This window comes from Methylobacterium sp. Ger2507 (assembly GCF_055231875.1).
In genome coordinates, this window is record NZ_JBUYVC010000001.1 from 4,537,908 (window position 1) to 4,552,956 (window position 15,049).

The following is a 15,049-nucleotide window of genomic DNA, read 5'->3' on the forward strand; positions in this document are numbered from 1 at the left end:
GCCGCGCGCCGCCCGCGCCGTCATGTCACATCCGATCACGGGCGAACAGGCGCTCCGTCCGGCAGCGCGAACACCACCAGCGCGTCGCCGGTGCCGAAGCCCGAGCCCTTGGTGAAGGAGGCGCCCCCGGCTGCCACCGCGACGTATTGCCGGCCTTCGATCGCATAGGTGATCGGCGGGCCGCCGATCCCCGCGCCGCACTGGAAGCGCCACAGGACGGCGCCGGTCCCGGCATCGTGGGCATCGAGATGCCCGTCCTCCTCGCCGGAGAAGACGAGGCCGGAGGCGGTGGCCAGCGTGCCGCCGGAGAGGCGGCTGCCGCCCTTCACGCTCCACTTGATCGCGCCGCCCTTGGCGAGGTCCACCGCCGTCAGGGTGCTGAAGCTGGGCTCGCCCTTGGCCTCGGTCGTCTCGGTGTAGCGGATCGCCGGGCGGTCGCCGGCCGCCGGCACGGTCTTCACCACGTAGGTCGTGGCCCCGTGCCGGACCTGCGCGAAGGCGGTGCCGGCGCGCGGATCGTAGGCGACCGGGTGCCAGGAGATCGCCCCGAGGGGGCCGGGGCTCACCACCGTGCCGGCCTCGGTCGGCGGGGCGTAGAGGTTCTTCTGCGCGATCAGCGGCGCGGACTTCGTCAGGAGCTTGCCGGTTGAGCGGTCGTGGACGTAGAGCCAGCCGGTCTTCGAGCCCTGCGCCACGGCCTTGACCTGCCCTTGTGGGGTCGGCTGGTCGAGCAGGAAGGGCGGGCTCGCCACGTCGTAGCCCCACTCGTCGTGCGGGACCTGCTGGTAGTACCAACGCAGCTGCCCGGTGCGGACGTCGAGGGCAACGAGGCTCATGGTATAGAGGTTGTCGCCCGGGCGCGAGAGACCGAAATTCTGCGGCGCCGGGTTGCCGGTGCCGACATAGATCAGCCCGAGGTCCCGGTCGTAGGCCGGCGTCATCCAGAGGGAGCCGCCACCGACCCGCCAGGCCTCCCGGTGCATCGGGGCGGCCGCCTTCTCGGCCGCGATGTCGCGATGAAGCGCGACGCCGTCCGGCGTCGTCGCGGAGAAATCCCCCTCCCAGCCGTCCGCCTTGGTGACGTACCAGCGCCAGCGCTCGGCTCCGGTGGCGGCGTCGTAGGCGGCGAGCCAGCCGCGGCGGCCGTAGCCGCCCTCGATGCCCACCACCGCGCCGCCGTCGAGGCCGCCCTTGGCGTCTTCCACGTGCAGGCCGTAGCCGGCCCCCGCCACCCCCACGATGACGAGGCCGTCGGCCACCAGCGGCGGCATCTTGAAGCCGAGGCGGCTCGACCCCTGCACGGTGCCGGCTCCCAGCCCCTCGGCCAGGGCCGAGGCGGTCTCGGATTCACCCTCCTCCGGGCGCACCGCCTCGTGGTCCCACAGGACCTTGCCGGTTGCGGCATCGAGAGCGATCACCCGCCCGTCCATCGTGGCCTCGAAGACCTTGCCGTCCGAGACCGCCACGCCCCGGTTCGAGGGCGGGCCGAAGATCTTCTCGGTGCGGGCCTTGTGGGTGTAGGTCCACAGCACCCGGCCGTCGCGGGCATCGAGGGCGGCCACGTGATTCTGCGTGGTGGAGACGTAGAGCGTCGTCCCGACCACCACCGGTTCCGCCTGGAAATACCCGGTGATGCCGGTTTGGAAGATCCAGGCCGGACGCAGCGACGTCACGTTGCCGCGGTCGATCCCGGTCAGCGGCGAGAAGTGCTGGTTGGTGTGGTCGCGGCCGAACATCGGCCAATCGTCGGCCGCCACCGCCGGCCAGGGCGTTGCCGCTGCGAGGAGGACGGCCATGACGGCCGGACGTGCGAGTCTCAGGCGTGCGAGTCTCAGGCGTGCGAGTCTCAGGCGTGCGGGTCTCAGGCGTGCGGGTCTCAGGCGTGCGAGTCTCATCGGGGTTTCCTCCCTGGAGCGACGTTGCGCTCGCCAGCCTTTCAGGCGGTGCCGGGGCGCCGAGCCTTGGCCAGTTGCAGCGGCGTGTCGGCGGCCCCCATCGACTGGGCCATCTCGGCGGCGGTGAGCCCGGCGCCGTCGCGCAGGTCCGGGTCGGCGCCGTGCTGCAGCAGGAGCGCGACCATCTCGGTCCGGTTGAACATCGCGGCCGTCATCAGGGCGGTGCGCGTGCCGCCGCCCGTGCCATCCACCTGCGCCCCGTGGGCGAGGAGAAGCCCGGCGATATCGAGGTCGCCCTTGAAGGCCGCGCCGGCGAGCGGCGTCTGTCCGCGCACATTGGGGAGTTCGGGGTCGCCGCCGTTCTCCAGGATCACCCGCGCGGTCTCGGCCTGCCCGTTATAGGCGGCGAGCATCAGCAGACTGTCACCCTTGTCGTTGCATAGGTTCGCCGGGAGACCCTGGCCGAACAGCTCGGCCAACTCGTCCGCATGACCCATGCGGGCGTACTGGAAGACCCGGCCGGCGAAGGCCAGGGTGTCCGCATCGAGTTCGGGCTTCGCCGGGGCGTCGGGGTCCATGGGGTGTCCGCTGTTCGATTCGGGGGTTTCTGGCGCTGGAGCGGTCGACAGGCGTTCGGGCGGAAATCCTGTTTCAGTCGAGATCTATCGCGCCCCGGCCGAGAGTCGAGGAATTGGCTGCGCCTGCGGGCCGCGATCCACCCCTGCATCCGCTCGTCTGCTTTCACGCCACCGCATCCCTGCCGAGGCAACGCGACACCGGGGAGGCGCGCCAAATCGCCCCGGATCGGCCGCTGCGGCGGGCCAAGCCGCAGGGGCGATCAGATCATCCGGGCGCGGCTCTTTCCCAACGGGGGGGCAGGAACCATACTCAGGGGATGCCGATCTCGAAGAAGCCCCGTGACGCGTCCGACCCGGTCCCGAGTGCCCAGCGTGCGGGCGCCAGAACGTCCCATTCCCAAAGGGCCACTTCGAAGGCGTCGAAGCCCGAGTTGCAGCCCCTCGACGAGCATCTGGCGGCCCTGCTCAGCCCGGCGCTGAACCGCAACCGTCTTCCGGCCATCGAACCGCCGGCCCCGCCCCGTCCCGGCCAGCCGAAGAAGCCGGCCGCGCGCAAGGGGCAAGCCAACGCGGCAGCCGGCAAGGCAGCCGGTTCGGACAAGGCACCTGGTTCGGACAAGGCAGCCGGTTCCGACAAGGCGCCCGCCCCTGACAAGACCACCGGCATGGGCTTCGGCGAGGCCGCACAGGCGACGTTCGCCCAGGGCGATGCGGCCGATGTCGACCCGCGCCTCGCCCAGGCCCTCGGCCTGCGCGCACCCGAGGACGGGCCGGTGCCGGAAGGTCTGGCGGATGATGGGGACAGCTCCCTCGCCACCGACGGGGTCTCGGCCACGGTGGATGCGCTTTCGCGCCTCCTCACCGAGGGCAATCCGCTGTTCCGCGACGGCCAGACCTGGGTGCCGCACCGGCCGGACCGGCCGAAGAAATCCGAGGGCGGCTTGGCCTTCACGCTCAAGTCCGAGTTCGAGCCGGCGGGCGACCAGCCCCGCGCCATCGCCGAGCTGGTGGACGGCGTGAAGAAGGCGGAACGCGACCAAGTGCTCCTGGGCGTCACCGGCTCCGGCAAGACCTTCACCATGGCGAAGATCATCGAGGCGACGCAGCGCCCGGCCCTGATCCTGGCACCGAACAAGACCCTGGCGGCGCAGCTCTACGGCGAGTTCAAGAGCTTCTTCCCCGACAACGCGGTGGAGTACTTCGTCTCGTATTACGACTATTACCAGCCCGAGGCCTACGTGCCGCGTTCGGACACCTTCATCGAGAAGGAATCGTCGATCAACGAGCAGATCGACCGGATGCGCCATTCCGCGACGCGCGCCCTGCTCGAGCGCGACGACGTCATCATCGTCGCCTCGGTCTCGTGCATCTACGGCATCGGCTCCGTCGAAACCTACACGGCGATGTCGTTCACGGTGTCGCTGGAGGAGAAGATCGAGCAGCGCCAGCTCATCGCCGACCTGGTGGCGCTCCAGTACAAGCGCATCCAGTCCGACTTCGCCCGCGGCACCTTCCGGGTGCGCGGCGACGTGATCGAACTCTGGCCCGCCCACTTGGAGGATCGCGGCTGGCGCATCGGGCTGTTCGGCGACGAGATCGAGTCGATCACCGAGTTCGATCCGCTCACCGGCAAGAAGATCAACGACCTGAAGTTCGTGAAGGTCTACGCCAACTCGCACTACGTCACGCCGCGCCCGACCCTCCAGCAGGCGATCAAGGGCATCAAGACCGAACTCAAGCTGCGCGTCGACGAACTGACCAAGATGGGCCGCCTGATCGAGGCCCAGCGCATCGAGCAGCGCTGCACCTTCGACATCGAGATGATCGAGGCCACCGGGGCCTGCAACGGCATCGAGAACTATTCGCGCTACCTGACCGGACGAAAGCCCGGCGAGCCGCCGCCGACCCTGTTCGAGTACCTGCCCGACAACGCCCTGGTCTTCACCGACGAGAGCCACGTGACGGTTCCGCAGATCGGCGGCATGTACAAGGGCGACTTCCGCCGCAAGGCGACCCTGGCCGAGTACGGCTTCCGCCTGCCCTCCTGCCTCGACAACCGCCCGCTGCGGTTCGAGGAATGGGACGCGATGCGGCCGCAATCGATCCACGTCTCGGCCACGCCCGCCAAGTGGGAGATGGAGCAGACCGGCGGCGTCTTCGCCGAGCAGGTCATCCGCCCGACTGGCCTCGTCGACCCGGTGATCGAGATCCGCCCCGCCCGCTCCCAGGTCGACGACCTGCTCGGCGAGGTGCGCGAGGTGGCGCAGGCCGGCTACCGCACGCTGGTGACGACGCTGACCAAGCGCATGGCCGAGGATCTGACCGAGTACCTGCACGAGAACAGCGTGCGCGTCCGCTACATGCACTCGGACATCGACACCCTGGAGCGCATCGAGATCATCCGCGACCTGCGGCTGGGGGCGTTCGACGTCCTCATCGGCATCAACCTCCTTCGAGAAGGCCTGGACATCCCGGAATGCGCCCTGGTGGCCATCCTGGATGCCGACAAGGAGGGCTTCCTCCGCTCGGAGACCTCGCTGGTGCAGACCATCGGGCGCGCCGCCCGCAACGCCGATGCCCGCTGCATCCTCTATGCGGACAACATCACCGGCTCGATGGAGCGGGCGATGGCCGAGACCGAGCGCCGCCGCACCAAGCAGCTCGCCTACAACGAGGAGCACGGCATCACGCCGCAGAGCGTGAAGCGCGGAATCGCCGACATTCTCGACAGCGTCTACGAGCGCGACCATGTCCAGGTGGATACGGGGCTCGCCAAGAACGCCGTCACCATCGGTCACAACCTCAAGGCCGTCATGGCCGACCTCGAGAAACGGATGCGGACCGCGGCCGCCGACCTCGACTTCGAGGAGGCCGCGCGCCTGCGCGACGAACTCAAGCGCCTCCAGGCCACGGAACTCCTGGTCTCGGACGATCCCATGGCGCGACAGGGCGACGTGGAGCGCGAGGCCGGGCGCTTCGGGGCCAAGCAGAGCCGGATCGCGAAGCCGACGCTCGACAATATGGGGCCGGGCACCGACCGCGAGCTACCGGTCGGATCGGCGCCGCCGCAATGGCAGGAGCGCCCGAAGGCACGGTCGACGCAGGGACTCGGTGGACAGAAGCCCAAATACAAGGGCGGCGGCGGGCGCAAGCGCGGCTGAACGTCGGAGCGATTGTCGGTCGACTTGGCCGATGGTGGCCCCTGGGGCCGGAACCCTTCGGGACGCCGGGGCTTGGTTTGAGACCTTCAGACCATCGCCCCGGAGACCGCCCGTGACGACGATCAAGTGCCCACGTCCGCCCTTTCGGCCCCGCGCCGGTTCCGGTGTGACCTCGCTGTTCCTGGCCGGTCTGGCCGTGTCGGGTGCCGTCGGGATGCTCATCACCCCGGCCAGCCTGCGGCCCGCGGCGGCCCAGACAGTGGCCAATCCCAACGACCAGCCGACACCCGCCACCGTGCCGTCGAACGACGGCACCGCTCCGGCCACGCGGCCGACCGGGCAGGTCGCGCCGCCGAGCGCGATTTCCTCCGGCACGGTGATCACCGCGGCTGGCGCCAAACCGGGCGCACGGACCAATCCTCTCGATCATCTGCCCGCCAAGGATCGCGCCGGCACCGGCGGCAGCCGACGCGACTAGGCGAACCGGCGGCCGCTTCCGGGGGCGCGACCCGGATCACAATTCACGGGATAGGGGAGAACGCTCATGGGCCTGCTCGATCAAGTCATCGGTGGTGTACTCGGCCAAGTGCTCGGCGGAGGTCAGGGACGTGAGCCGGAGCGCGGTGGCGGACACGGTGGCGGCTTTGGCGGTGGCCCATCCGGCGGTGCGTCCGGAGGAATGCTGGGCGGCGCCATGTCGCCGATCGTGCAGGCGCTGCTGATGCTCCTGATGTCGAAGGGGGCCGGGGGACTCGGCGATCTGCTCGGCGGCGGCCGGCGCGGCGAGGCGCATGATCCCCGTGGCAACGACGAGGGTGATATCGGTGGGTTCGGCCAGGATGGAGGGCAGGATCGCGGACGCGGCGCGGGATACGGGCGTGGCGGTTACGAGGATGCGCAGCCGCCGAGCCGCGGGGGCGATTTCAGCGATCTGTCAGGGATGCTGGATGGCCCCGGAGACCGTGGCGGCGGATCGGGTGATCGCAGCGCCGGTGCAGGCCCCTACGCCCGCCTGGACCACGAGCCACAGGACGGCCAGTCGGGCCTCGACGGTCTGATCGATCGCTTCCAGCGCGGAGGACTCGGCGACGTCATGGAGTCATGGATCGGGCATGGCAGCAACCGCCCGGTCGAGCCCAACCGGCTCGCGGACGCGCTCGGACCGGACACCGTGGATACCCTTCAGCAGCGAACCGGTCTCAACCGCGACGATCTCCTGTCGCAACTTTCCCAGGTTCTGCCGCAGGTGATCAACGGCCTGACACCCCAGGGCCGGCGCCCGACCGGCGAGGACGTCCGGGGCTGGTGACGCCGCTCGGGTCGGCTCACGCCGCCGGGACGTCACCGACCCGGCGGAAGTCGGTGGCCGATCCGGACCCGAAATCCATTCCGGCTTCGTAGAGCCGGAAGGTGTTACGCCCCGCATCCTTGGCGCGGAACAGCGCGATATCCGCATGGCGGCACAGCACGTCGGGGTCGGCGCCGTCCTGAGGCGCCATGGCGACGCCGACACTGACGCCGACCGATACGCGGGTCCCGTCGAGATCGATCGGCTGGGCGACGACCTCGATCAGGCGCTGGGCCAGATTGCGGATGCTGCTGCCGACCACGGGGCCGGTCTGGATGATCATGAACTCGTCGCCGCCGATCCGGGCGACGGTGTCCTCGGCCCGCACGAGGCCGCGCAACCGGGTCGCGACCGCGCGCAGGAGAGCGTCGCCCGCCTGGTGCCCGAGAGTGTCGTTCACTGACTTGAAGCGATCGAGATCGAGGCACAGCACGGCGAAGCTGGCGGAGCGGCGCTGGCTCATGCTCAGCTCCTGGACCAGCCGTTCGCGGAACAGCGTCCGGTTGGCGAGGTCGGTGAGTGCGTCGTGGCGCGCCATGTGGGCGATCCGGAACTCCGCTTCCTTGCGGGCCGTGATGTCGCGCGCCGCCGCCACGTAGCCGTTGGGGCGTTCACCGTCCGCCTCGTAGGTAAGGTTGAAATTCACCTCGACCCAGATCCAGCTGCCATCCTTGCGCCGGTAGCGCTGGGTCGAGACCGCCTGCGTCACGCGGGCCTCGCAGAGGTCGTTCAGAAGCCGGCCATAGGCTTCGGCATCGGCGGGATGGACATGATCCATCGGACGGGTGCCGATGAGGTCGTCGGCCTCGTAGCCCAGCAGGGTTCGGGACGCGGGCGACACGTAGCGGCGAACGGTGTCGAGGGTGGCCCAGATCACCATGTCGGAGCTGTTCTCGGCCAGCAGCCGGTAATGCGCCTCGCGCTCGCGCAGCTTGGCCTTCGCCCGATGCAGGCTCAACTGAGCGCTGACCACCGAGGCGAGATCCTGCAGGCGGGCGCGATCGTCGGCGGAGAACCGGCGCGGTTTGGTATCGAGGACGCAGAGGATGCCGACCCGGTGCCCCGCCGATGCGATCAGCGGAGCGCCGGCATAGAAGCGGACATGGGGTGGCCCGACGACCAGGGGACTGCCGGAGAAGCGCGCGTCTTCCCAGGAATCCTCGACCACGAACACCGCATCGGACAGGATGGCGTAGTTGCAGAATGCTCCCTCGCGGGCCGTGCCGTCGAGGTCGAGACCGCACCGGGCCATGAAGTGCTGACGATCCTCCGCGATCAGCGAGACGTAGGAGATCGGCATGCCGAACAGGGCCGTTGCCGTGCGGCAGATGGCGTCGAAATGCGGTTCCGCTTCGGCATCCAGGATCTCGAGGTCCCGCAGCGCCTTCAGGCGGTCCGCTTCGTTGCTGGCGATGGGGTACATGCGCGCCCTGGATTCCGAGGGGTCGGCGACACGGATCAGGCAGACCCAGCGCCCTCCCCGCGCTGTTCCCAACCTGATTGTATGGGGCCAAAACCTGTAAGCTTATGGTTGGGCACCCAGTCTTCCAAAGAACCGGAATTCCGTTCGCCGGAGATCATGGTCGCAGCGAAATATCAAATGAGGTTTAACGTCCGACATCCCTCGTTGTCATCAGCGACGAGAAGCGGCGGAATCCTGCGCTGTTATTCCGCGGATCGGGGCTGACAGGTTGCACAGAAGAATGTCGACCGTCCGGATTGAATGATCCTCTCGATCGTACCAGTACAACCTTTGCCGCCACAGGAATGGCCGACACGATCGTAGACGCGGAAAGCATGCTGGAAAGCGCCGCTGCCGCCATCGGGATGGGCGTAGTCCCGCAAGGTCGAGCCGCCCGCCGCCACCGCCTCCGTCAGCACCTCGCCGATCACCCGGGCGAGCCGGCGCGCCTTCGGTGTGGGCGTGCCATCCGGCTTGGCCAGGGCTCCGGCCCGCGTCTCGGGATGGAGTCCCGCCCGATGCAAAGCCTCGCAGACATAGATGTTGCCCAGGCCCGCGATCAGGCGCTGGTCGAGGAGCGCGGCCTTCAGCGGCGTGATCTTGCCCCGGAACAGGCGCGCCACGGCTTCCGGCGTCAGCGCCGCACTCAGGGGCTCGAGGCCCATCCCGGCGAAGTGACGGCTGGCCGACAGCGTCTCGGTCGGGACGAGGTCCATGAAGCCGAAGCGCCGGGCGTCGTTATAGGTCACGGTCGCGCCGTTCGACATCGCCATCACCACGTGGTCGTGCTTGGCGTTGCCCTGCGCGCCCTCAAGGTAGAAGTCCCCCGGCGACAGGTTGCGCCCGTCGGGTAACGCCACGTCGAAGCGGCCGGTCATGCCCAGGTGCATGATGAGCGATTCGCCGGAATCGAGGGTGGCCACCAGGTACTTCGCCCGTCGCGCCAGATCCGTGACCCTGTGCCCCTCCAGGCGCTCCGCGAAGCGCGCGGGGAACGGGAAGCGCAGGTTCGGCCGCCGCAGGACGACTCGGGCGAAGCGGGTCCCCACCAGGGCCGGCGCGAGGCCGAGGCGGACGGTTTCGACTTCCGGAAGTTCGGGCATGGGCGGGATCGGGATCTCGGTGCGGCGTTGGCGTGGGTCAGGTGCGGCGGGACCACCGGGTCATATGCGGCGGGACCGCCGGGTCCTGTGCGGCGGGACCGCCAGATCATGTGCGGCTTCGCCGATGGTGAAACCGTCCGCAAGGCAGATGGCGATTTCGGCCACGTTTCGCTATGAGCGTCCGCGAGAGGGTGGTCCATGAGTTCGGTCAAACGGTCGGTCGCGCAGTCCGAAGAGGCGGCGAGCACGCATTTCGGCTTCGAGAACGTGGCGCTCGACGAGAAGCAGGGGCGCGTCGACGACGTGTTCCGCTCGGTCGCTAAGCGCTACGACCTCATGAACGACCTGATGTCGGGCGGACTCCACCGCGCCTGGAAGTCGCACCTGATCTCGATGCTGCGGCCCCCGCGCAACCGGCCCTTCCGCCACCTCGATGTCGCTGGCGGTACCGCCGATATCGCGTTCCGGGCCCTGGAGGCGGGTGGTCCCGCCACCCACACCACCGTCCTCGACATCAACGAGGCGATGCTTCGGGTCGGCGCCGAGCGGGCGGGCGACCGCTTCACGGGGCGGATCGATTTCGTGACCGCCAATGCCGAGGCGCTGCCGCTGCCGCCCGAGCAGTTCGACGCCTACACCATCGCGTTCGGCATCCGGAACGTGCCGCGCATCGACAAGGCCCTGGCGGAGGCGCACCGGGTGCTGAAGCCGGGCGGCCGTTTCCTCTGCCTGGAATTTTCCAAGGTCGACCTGCCGGTGCTCGATCGGATCTACGACGCCTACTCGTTCCACGTGATTCCGCGCCTCGGGGCGCAGGTGGCGGGGGACGCCGATTCCTACCGCTACCTCGTGGAATCGATCCGCAAGTTCCCCTCCCCCGGCCGCTTCGCCGGGATGATCGAGGCGGCGGGTTTCCGCCATGTCAGCCATCGGCCGCTGACCGGCGGCATCGTGGCGATCCATTCGGGCTGGAAGGTCTCGTGAGGGTCGCTCTCACGACGGGCCGGGCGTCCTGATGCTCGGCGCCGTCGTTCACCTGGCCCGGGGCGCGCAGGTCGGCTTCGTGCTCGCCCGCGAGGGCGCCCTGGCGCTGGTCGATTCCGCCGAGCTGCCGCCGCATCTCCGCTTCGCTCTGCGCCTCGGGCGGATGTTGGAGCGTCCGGGCCTCGGAAGCGGCGCCGGCCCCCTGCAGCGCGCCCTGACCCGCCTGGGTCCGAGCTACGTCAAGTTCGGCCAGTTCCTCGCCACCCGTCCCGACATCGTCGGCATGGAGGCGGCGCGCGACCTGGAAACGCTTCAGGACCGGGTTCCGCCCTTCCCGCAGGACGTCGCCATCCGGGTGGTCGAGGCCACCCTCGGGCGGCCGGTGGGACAGCTCTTCGTCTCGTTCAGCCCGCCCATCGCGGCGGCCTCGATCGCCCAGGTCCACAAGGCCCATATCCTCGACGACGAGGGGGCCGTGCGCGTCCTGGCGATCAAGATCATGCGCCCCGGCGTGCGCGAGCGCTTCCAGCGCGACCTTCAGGTCATGCGCTTCATGGCGCGGGTGGTGCACGTGCTGTCGCCCAAGGCCGAGCGCCTGCGCCCGCGCGAGGTGGTCGAGATCCTGGCGCGCTCCGTGATGATGGAGATGGATTTCCGGCTCGAGGCGGCCGCGATGTCCGAACTCGCGCAGAACACCCGAGACGATGCCGATTTCCGCGTGCCCAAGCCCGACTGGGAGCTGACCGGCCGCGACGTCCTGGCGAGCGAGTGGATCGAGGGGATCCGCCTCAATGATCGCGCCGCCATCGTGGCCGCCGGACACGATCCGAAGGCCCTCGGCCGGGCGGTGATCCAGTCGTTCCTGCGCCACGCCATCCGGGACGGCTTCTTCCACGCCGACATGCATCCCGGGAACCTGTTCGTCGATCCGACCGGTACCCTGGTGGCGGTGGATTTCGGCATCATGGGCCGCCTCGGGCACATGGAGCGCCGGTTCCTGGCCGAGATCCTGCTCGGCTTCATCCTGCGCGACTACAAGCGCGTCGCCCAGGTGCATTTCGAGGCCGGCTACGTGCCGGCGCACCACTCGGTGGAGGATTTCGCCCAGGCCATCCGGGCGATCGGCGAGCCGATCCACCAGCGCAAGGCCGACGAGATCTCGATGGCCAAGGTGCTGACCCTGCTGTTCGACATCACCGCCCTGTTCGACATGAGCACCCGCACCGAGCTGGTGATGCTGCAGAAGACCATGGTGGTGGTCGAGGGCGTCGCCCGCTCCCTGGATCCGCAACTCGACATGTGGACCGGCGCCGAGCCGGTGGTGCGCTCCTGGATCGCCCGCAACCTCGGGCCGGTGGGACGGGTCGAGAGTCTGGGCCGCGCCGCCCTCACCATCACCGACGTGGTCTCGGACCTCCCCGACCTCGCCCAGCGCCTGCGCCGCATCCTGGTACGCCTCGACGAGGCCGGCTCGGGCGACGGCAAAAGCCTCGACGCCTTCGCGCGGGCCGAGCGCCGACGCGCGATCTGGTCGACGCTGGCCCTCTGGGGCATCGCCATCGGTGCGCTGGTGATGGCCTTCCGGTAGCTTTTGCGCCGGCCTGATTGCTTTGCCTTAAGGGGTTCCGGATCATGACCCGCCCGCTCCAGAACCGCCGCATCCTCCTCGTGATCGGGGGCGGCATCGCCGCCTACAAGGCGCTGGACCTGATCCGGCGCCTGCGTGAGCGCGGAGCGCAGGTCCGACCCCTGCTGACCAAGGGGGCACAGGAATTCGTGACGCCCCTGGCGGCGGCGGCCCTGGCCGGCGAGCGCGCCCATACCGACCTGTTCGACCGGGCCGAGGAAGCGGATATCGGCCATATCAAGCTGGCGCGGGATGCGGACGCCATCGTGGTGGCGCCCGCCACCGCCAGCCTGATGGCTCGGATGGCCACCGGCGAATCCTCGGATCTGGCCGCCACCGTGCTCCTCGCCACCACGCTGCCGATCCTGATCGCACCGGCCATGAACGTGCGGATGTGGCAGCACCCCGCGACCCAGCGAAACCTCGCGACCCTCAAGGGCGACGGCGTCCGCGTCATCGGCCCCAATGACGGCGCCATGGCGGAGGCGGAGTTCGGCCCGGGGCGCCTCGCCGAACCGTCCGAGATCGCCGACGCGGTGGAAGCGCTCCTGGCCGGTGGCTCCGAGGCGGAAACGCAGCCGTCCGAGACTCGGCCGTCCGCAGGCTTCGGCTTCCTCGCCGGACGATCCGCGCTGGGCGCACCACCCGCCGGACCGCTCGCCGGAAAGCGCGTTCTCGTAACCTCCGGGCCGACCCATGAGCCGATCGACCCGGTGCGCTACCTCGCCAATCGATCCTCCGGACGGCAGGGCCACGCCATCGCGGCCGCCGCCGCCGCCGCCGGGGCCGACGTGACCCTGGTCTCCGGGCCGGTTCTGATCCCGGCCCCGGCCGGTGTACGGGTGGTCCCGGTCGAGACCGCGCGCGAGATGCTGGCGGCGGTCGAGGCCGCCCTGCCGGCCGATCTCGCCATCTTCGCCGCTGCCGTCGGCGACTGGCGCCCGGCCGAGACCCGCGCGTCGAAGATCAAGAAGGACGGGACCGCGCCGGCTCCCCTCGCCCTGGTGGAGAACCCGGACATCCTCGCCACCATCGCCGGGCGGACGGCCGGGCGCCCGCGCCTCGTGGTCGGCTTCGCGGCCGAGACCGACACGGTCCTCGACAACGCCCGCGCCAAGATCGCCCGCAAGGGCTGCGATCTCATCGTCGCCAACGACGTCTCGCCGGCCGGTGGGGTCATGGGTGGCACCGCCAACACCGTGCATCTCGTCGGACGCGACGGCACGGTCGAAACCTGGCCGACCCTCGACAAGGACGAGGTCGGCCGGCGCCTGATCCGGCACTTCGCCGGCCTGCTCGACGCCTGAGCTCCGGCGACCCGCAAAAGCCTGCGGAGCCGATCGCGCGCCGGCGCGTTAAGCCTTGACTAACGCCTCCTGCCGCATCATTTCGGCGTCGTTCGCACGTGCAGCACATCCCGCTCGCCCATGCGGCTCCACAGGAACTCCCGACCCTAATGCCCAGCGACAGTAGTCGATGGACCGCGCTGCCGACGGCCCTCCGCGAGACCCGCGCCTGATCGCTTGATCGGGCTCGCCCGCGACCGGCCTGCGATGGCCCGGTCGAATGAGGTGAGCCGATGACCTTCTCGAATGCCCTTCCGCGTCTGCGTGGTGCCGTCGCCCCGGTGCGGACCCTGAGCTTCCGCCGCATCGACGGATCAAAACTGGTGCGCGTCAAGGCGCGCCGTTCCAAGCCACGGCGCGCCGCGCCGGGCGATGCCAATGTCGCGCTGATCATGGCCGTGATGATGACCCTGGTGTTCGGCCCGGTGATCGGCGTCCACCTCATCGCCGCCTTCGGCCCCGCCGCACCGGCGTCCGACCTGGCGATCACCAGCACCGGAACGCCCCTGCCGCGCGGCTGAGCGTTCCGCTGATCGGTTGTTCCTCCGCGGTCGGTCGCGCGGTCAGGCCCGCGCCGCCTCCATCTTCGCCGAGAGAGCGGCGTCCTCCGCCATCATCTTGAGAACGGCCGGACGGGCTGCGACACGGGCGAGGTAGGCCATGATCGCGGGCTCCTCCGGTACGAGCTTGAAGCGCGTCGTCCATCCCAGGGTGGCTCCCCAGAGAACGTCGGCCGCCGAGTGCCGCTCGCCGAGAAGCCACGGTCCCGACGACAGGGCGTCCACAACCGCCTTCAGGACGGCATCGAAATCCCCGTAGGGCGACATCGCCCGGGGGCCGGCCTCACGCTGGAGCGCCCGGTCGACCACCGCCGGCTCGAAGCTCGATCCGTGAAACACCATCCAGCGCAGGTACGGCCCGCGCAGCGGGTCGCCGATCGGGGGAGCCAAGCCGCGCTCCGGAAACAGGTCGGCGAGGTAGAGGTAGATCGCCGCCTGCTCGGTAATCAGCGCCTCGCCGTGGCGCAAAGCCGGGACTTTCCCGAGGGGATTGATCCGGAGGTAGGCGGCATCCCGTCCCTGCCCCGATCGCAGGTCGATGACCTCGAGACGATGCGGGGCCCCGAGTTCCTCCAGGAGGATACGCACGCCGGACGAGCGCGTCTGCGGCGCGTGGTAGAGGGTGATGGCGTCGCTCAAGCGTGTCTCCTGCATCATCGCCGGCGCAGCCTTCCCGGACGGGACGCGCCGCGTCAACCGCTCTGCGACGGGCTCGATCGGGGGATACAGGACCTCGAAGGCGAGGCCTCCCGGCCAGGCGGTCTCGCCTCGCTCTCGACCAGGGGACCGACTCCTTCCAATACGGGTCCGGGGCCGCTTCCGATATGTGTCGGCCGTCATCCCGATCCCGTCGACACACGGCTGGACGCGCGTCGTTGGTACCGGGGGTGGACACCGCCCCCGGGTTTGCGAGGAAGGAGAGCGGCGCAGGCGCGGGGGATGCGCCGCCCCCTCCAACCGGTGAGGTCCCACCTTGCCGGCTACG

The 15,049-nt window shown here is 69.7% G+C and carries 13 protein-coding genes; 8 read left to right on the top strand and 5 right to left on the bottom strand.

Annotated features, from left to right (window positions below; all coding sequences use genetic code 11):
- Window positions 1-35 precede the first annotated feature (35 nt).
- Complete coding sequence (locus ACV7NL_RS21050; RefSeq protein WP_463356774.1) at window positions 36-1,796, bottom strand: outer membrane protein assembly factor BamB family protein; 1,761 nt, start codon at window positions 1,794-1,796, stop codon at window positions 36-38.
- Here ACV7NL_RS21050 and ACV7NL_RS21055 point away from each other — a divergent pair.
- Window positions 1,795-2,022 (top strand): pentapeptide repeat-containing protein, encoded by a 228-nt coding sequence (locus tag ACV7NL_RS21055; protein WP_463356775.1) that lies wholly within the window; start codon window positions 1,795-1,797, stop codon window positions 2,020-2,022. The two genes, ACV7NL_RS21050 and ACV7NL_RS21055, sit on opposite strands and share 2 nt — an antisense overlap.
- On the opposite strand, the gene ACV7NL_RS21060 is transcribed toward ACV7NL_RS21055, so the two are convergent.
- Window positions 1,937-2,473, bottom strand: a complete 537-nt coding sequence (locus ACV7NL_RS21060; RefSeq protein ID WP_463356776.1) for an ankyrin repeat domain-containing protein — start codon at window positions 2,471-2,473, stop codon at window positions 1,937-1,939. The two genes, ACV7NL_RS21055 and ACV7NL_RS21060, sit on opposite strands and share 86 nt — an antisense overlap.
- Window positions 2,474-2,790: 317 nt before the next feature.
- On the opposite strand from ACV7NL_RS21060, the gene uvrB reads away from it, so the two are divergent.
- The 3 genes from uvrB to ACV7NL_RS21075 all read left to right on the top strand — a co-directional run bounded on the left by uvrB (window position 2,791) and on the right by ACV7NL_RS21075 (window position 6,943).
- On the top strand, window positions 2,791-5,634 hold the full coding sequence (uvrB, locus tag ACV7NL_RS21065) for an excinuclease ABC subunit UvrB (protein WP_463356777.1): 2,844 nt from the start codon (window positions 2,791-2,793) through the stop codon (window positions 5,632-5,634).
- Window positions 5,635-5,746: 112 nt separating this feature from the next.
- Window positions 5,747-6,112: a hypothetical protein gene (locus ACV7NL_RS21070; RefSeq protein WP_244476864.1), complete on the top strand. Its 366-nt coding sequence runs from the start codon at window positions 5,747-5,749 to the stop codon at window positions 6,110-6,112.
- Window positions 6,113-6,178: 66 nt separating this feature from the next.
- Complete coding sequence (locus ACV7NL_RS21075; protein WP_463356778.1) at window positions 6,179-6,943, top strand: YidB family protein; 765 nt, start codon at window positions 6,179-6,181, stop codon at window positions 6,941-6,943.
- 16 nt (window positions 6,944-6,959) lie between these two features.
- Here ACV7NL_RS21075 and ACV7NL_RS21080 read toward each other — a convergent pair whose 3' ends face one another.
- Together ACV7NL_RS21080 and mutM are read right to left on the bottom strand one after the other, a co-directional pair.
- A complete protein-coding gene (locus ACV7NL_RS21080; protein ID WP_463356779.1) occupies window positions 6,960-8,405 on the bottom strand; it encodes a diguanylate cyclase domain-containing protein in 1,446 nt (481 codons plus the stop codon).
- Between the two features lie 242 nt (window positions 8,406-8,647).
- The gene (mutM, locus tag ACV7NL_RS21085; RefSeq protein WP_463356780.1) at window positions 8,648-9,547 is read right to left on the bottom strand and encodes a bifunctional DNA-formamidopyrimidine glycosylase/DNA-(apurinic or apyrimidinic site) lyase; all 900 of its coding nucleotides are present in this window, start codon (window positions 9,545-9,547) and stop codon (window positions 8,648-8,650) included.
- A gap of 198 nt (window positions 9,548-9,745) precedes the next feature.
- Between mutM and ubiE the strand changes: the two genes are divergently transcribed.
- The 4 genes from ubiE (at window position 9,746) to ACV7NL_RS21105 (ending at window position 14,025) form a co-directional block, all read left to right on the top strand.
- Complete coding sequence (gene ubiE, locus ACV7NL_RS21090; RefSeq protein ID WP_056190227.1) at window positions 9,746-10,531, top strand: bifunctional demethylmenaquinone methyltransferase/2-methoxy-6-polyprenyl-1,4-benzoquinol methylase UbiE; 786 nt, start codon at window positions 9,746-9,748, stop codon at window positions 10,529-10,531.
- A 31-nt stretch (window positions 10,532-10,562) separates the two neighbouring features.
- The gene (gene ubiB, locus ACV7NL_RS21095) at window positions 10,563-12,119 is read left to right on the top strand and encodes a 2-polyprenylphenol 6-hydroxylase (protein WP_463356781.1); all 1,557 of its coding nucleotides are present in this window, start codon (window positions 10,563-10,565) and stop codon (window positions 12,117-12,119) included.
- A gap of 44 nt (window positions 12,120-12,163) precedes the next feature.
- Window positions 12,164-13,465: a bifunctional phosphopantothenoylcysteine decarboxylase/phosphopantothenate synthase gene (locus ACV7NL_RS21100; RefSeq protein ID WP_463356782.1), complete on the top strand. Its 1,302-nt coding sequence runs from the start codon at window positions 12,164-12,166 to the stop codon at window positions 13,463-13,465.
- Window positions 13,466-13,737: 272 nt separating this feature from the next.
- The gene (locus tag ACV7NL_RS21105; RefSeq protein WP_247634473.1) at window positions 13,738-14,025 is read left to right on the top strand and encodes a hypothetical protein; all 288 of its coding nucleotides are present in this window, start codon (window positions 13,738-13,740) and stop codon (window positions 14,023-14,025) included.
- Window positions 14,026-14,067: 42 nt separating this feature from the next.
- On the opposite strand, the gene ACV7NL_RS21110 is transcribed toward ACV7NL_RS21105, so the two are convergent.
- Entirely contained in the window at window positions 14,068-14,718 is a 651-nt protein-coding gene (locus tag ACV7NL_RS21110; RefSeq protein ID WP_247634598.1) for a glutathione S-transferase family protein, read from the bottom strand.
- Window positions 14,719-15,049: the final 331 nt, after the last annotated feature.

Bases quoted from the DNA above. Each gene is read 5' to 3' on its own strand.
- ACV7NL_RS21075 (WP_463356778.1), top strand. From the start codon at position 6,179: ATGGGCCTGCTCGATCAAGTCATCGGTGGTGTACTCGGCCAAGTGCTC.
- ACV7NL_RS21105 (WP_247634473.1), top strand. From the start codon at position 13,738: ATGACCTTCTCGAATGCCCTTCCGCGTCTGCGTGGTGCCGTCGCCCCG.
- ACV7NL_RS21110 (WP_247634598.1), bottom strand. From the start codon at position 14,718: ATGCAGGAGACACGCTTGAGCGACGCCATCACCCTCTACCACGCGCCG.
- ACV7NL_RS21080 (WP_463356779.1), bottom strand. From the start codon at position 8,405: ATGTACCCCATCGCCAGCAACGAAGCGGACCGCCTGAAGGCGCTGCGG.
- ubiE (WP_056190227.1), top strand. From the start codon at position 9,746: ATGAGTTCGGTCAAACGGTCGGTCGCGCAGTCCGAAGAGGCGGCGAGC.
- ACV7NL_RS21100 (WP_463356782.1), top strand. From the start codon at position 12,164: ATGACCCGCCCGCTCCAGAACCGCCGCATCCTCCTCGTGATCGGGGGC.
- ACV7NL_RS21060 (WP_463356776.1), bottom strand. From the start codon at position 2,473: ATGGACCCCGACGCCCCGGCGAAGCCCGAACTCGATGCGGACACCCTG.
- ubiB (WP_463356781.1), top strand. From the start codon at position 10,563: ATGCTCGGCGCCGTCGTTCACCTGGCCCGGGGCGCGCAGGTCGGCTTC.
- uvrB (WP_463356777.1), top strand. From the start codon at position 2,791: ATGCCGATCTCGAAGAAGCCCCGTGACGCGTCCGACCCGGTCCCGAGT.
- ACV7NL_RS21055 (WP_463356775.1), top strand. From the start codon at position 1,795: ATGACGGCCGGACGTGCGAGTCTCAGGCGTGCGAGTCTCAGGCGTGCG.
- ACV7NL_RS21050 (WP_463356774.1), bottom strand. From the start codon at position 1,796: ATGGCCGTCCTCCTCGCAGCGGCAACGCCCTGGCCGGCGGTGGCGGCC.
- mutM (WP_463356780.1), bottom strand. From the start codon at position 9,547: ATGCCCGAACTTCCGGAAGTCGAAACCGTCCGCCTCGGCCTCGCGCCG.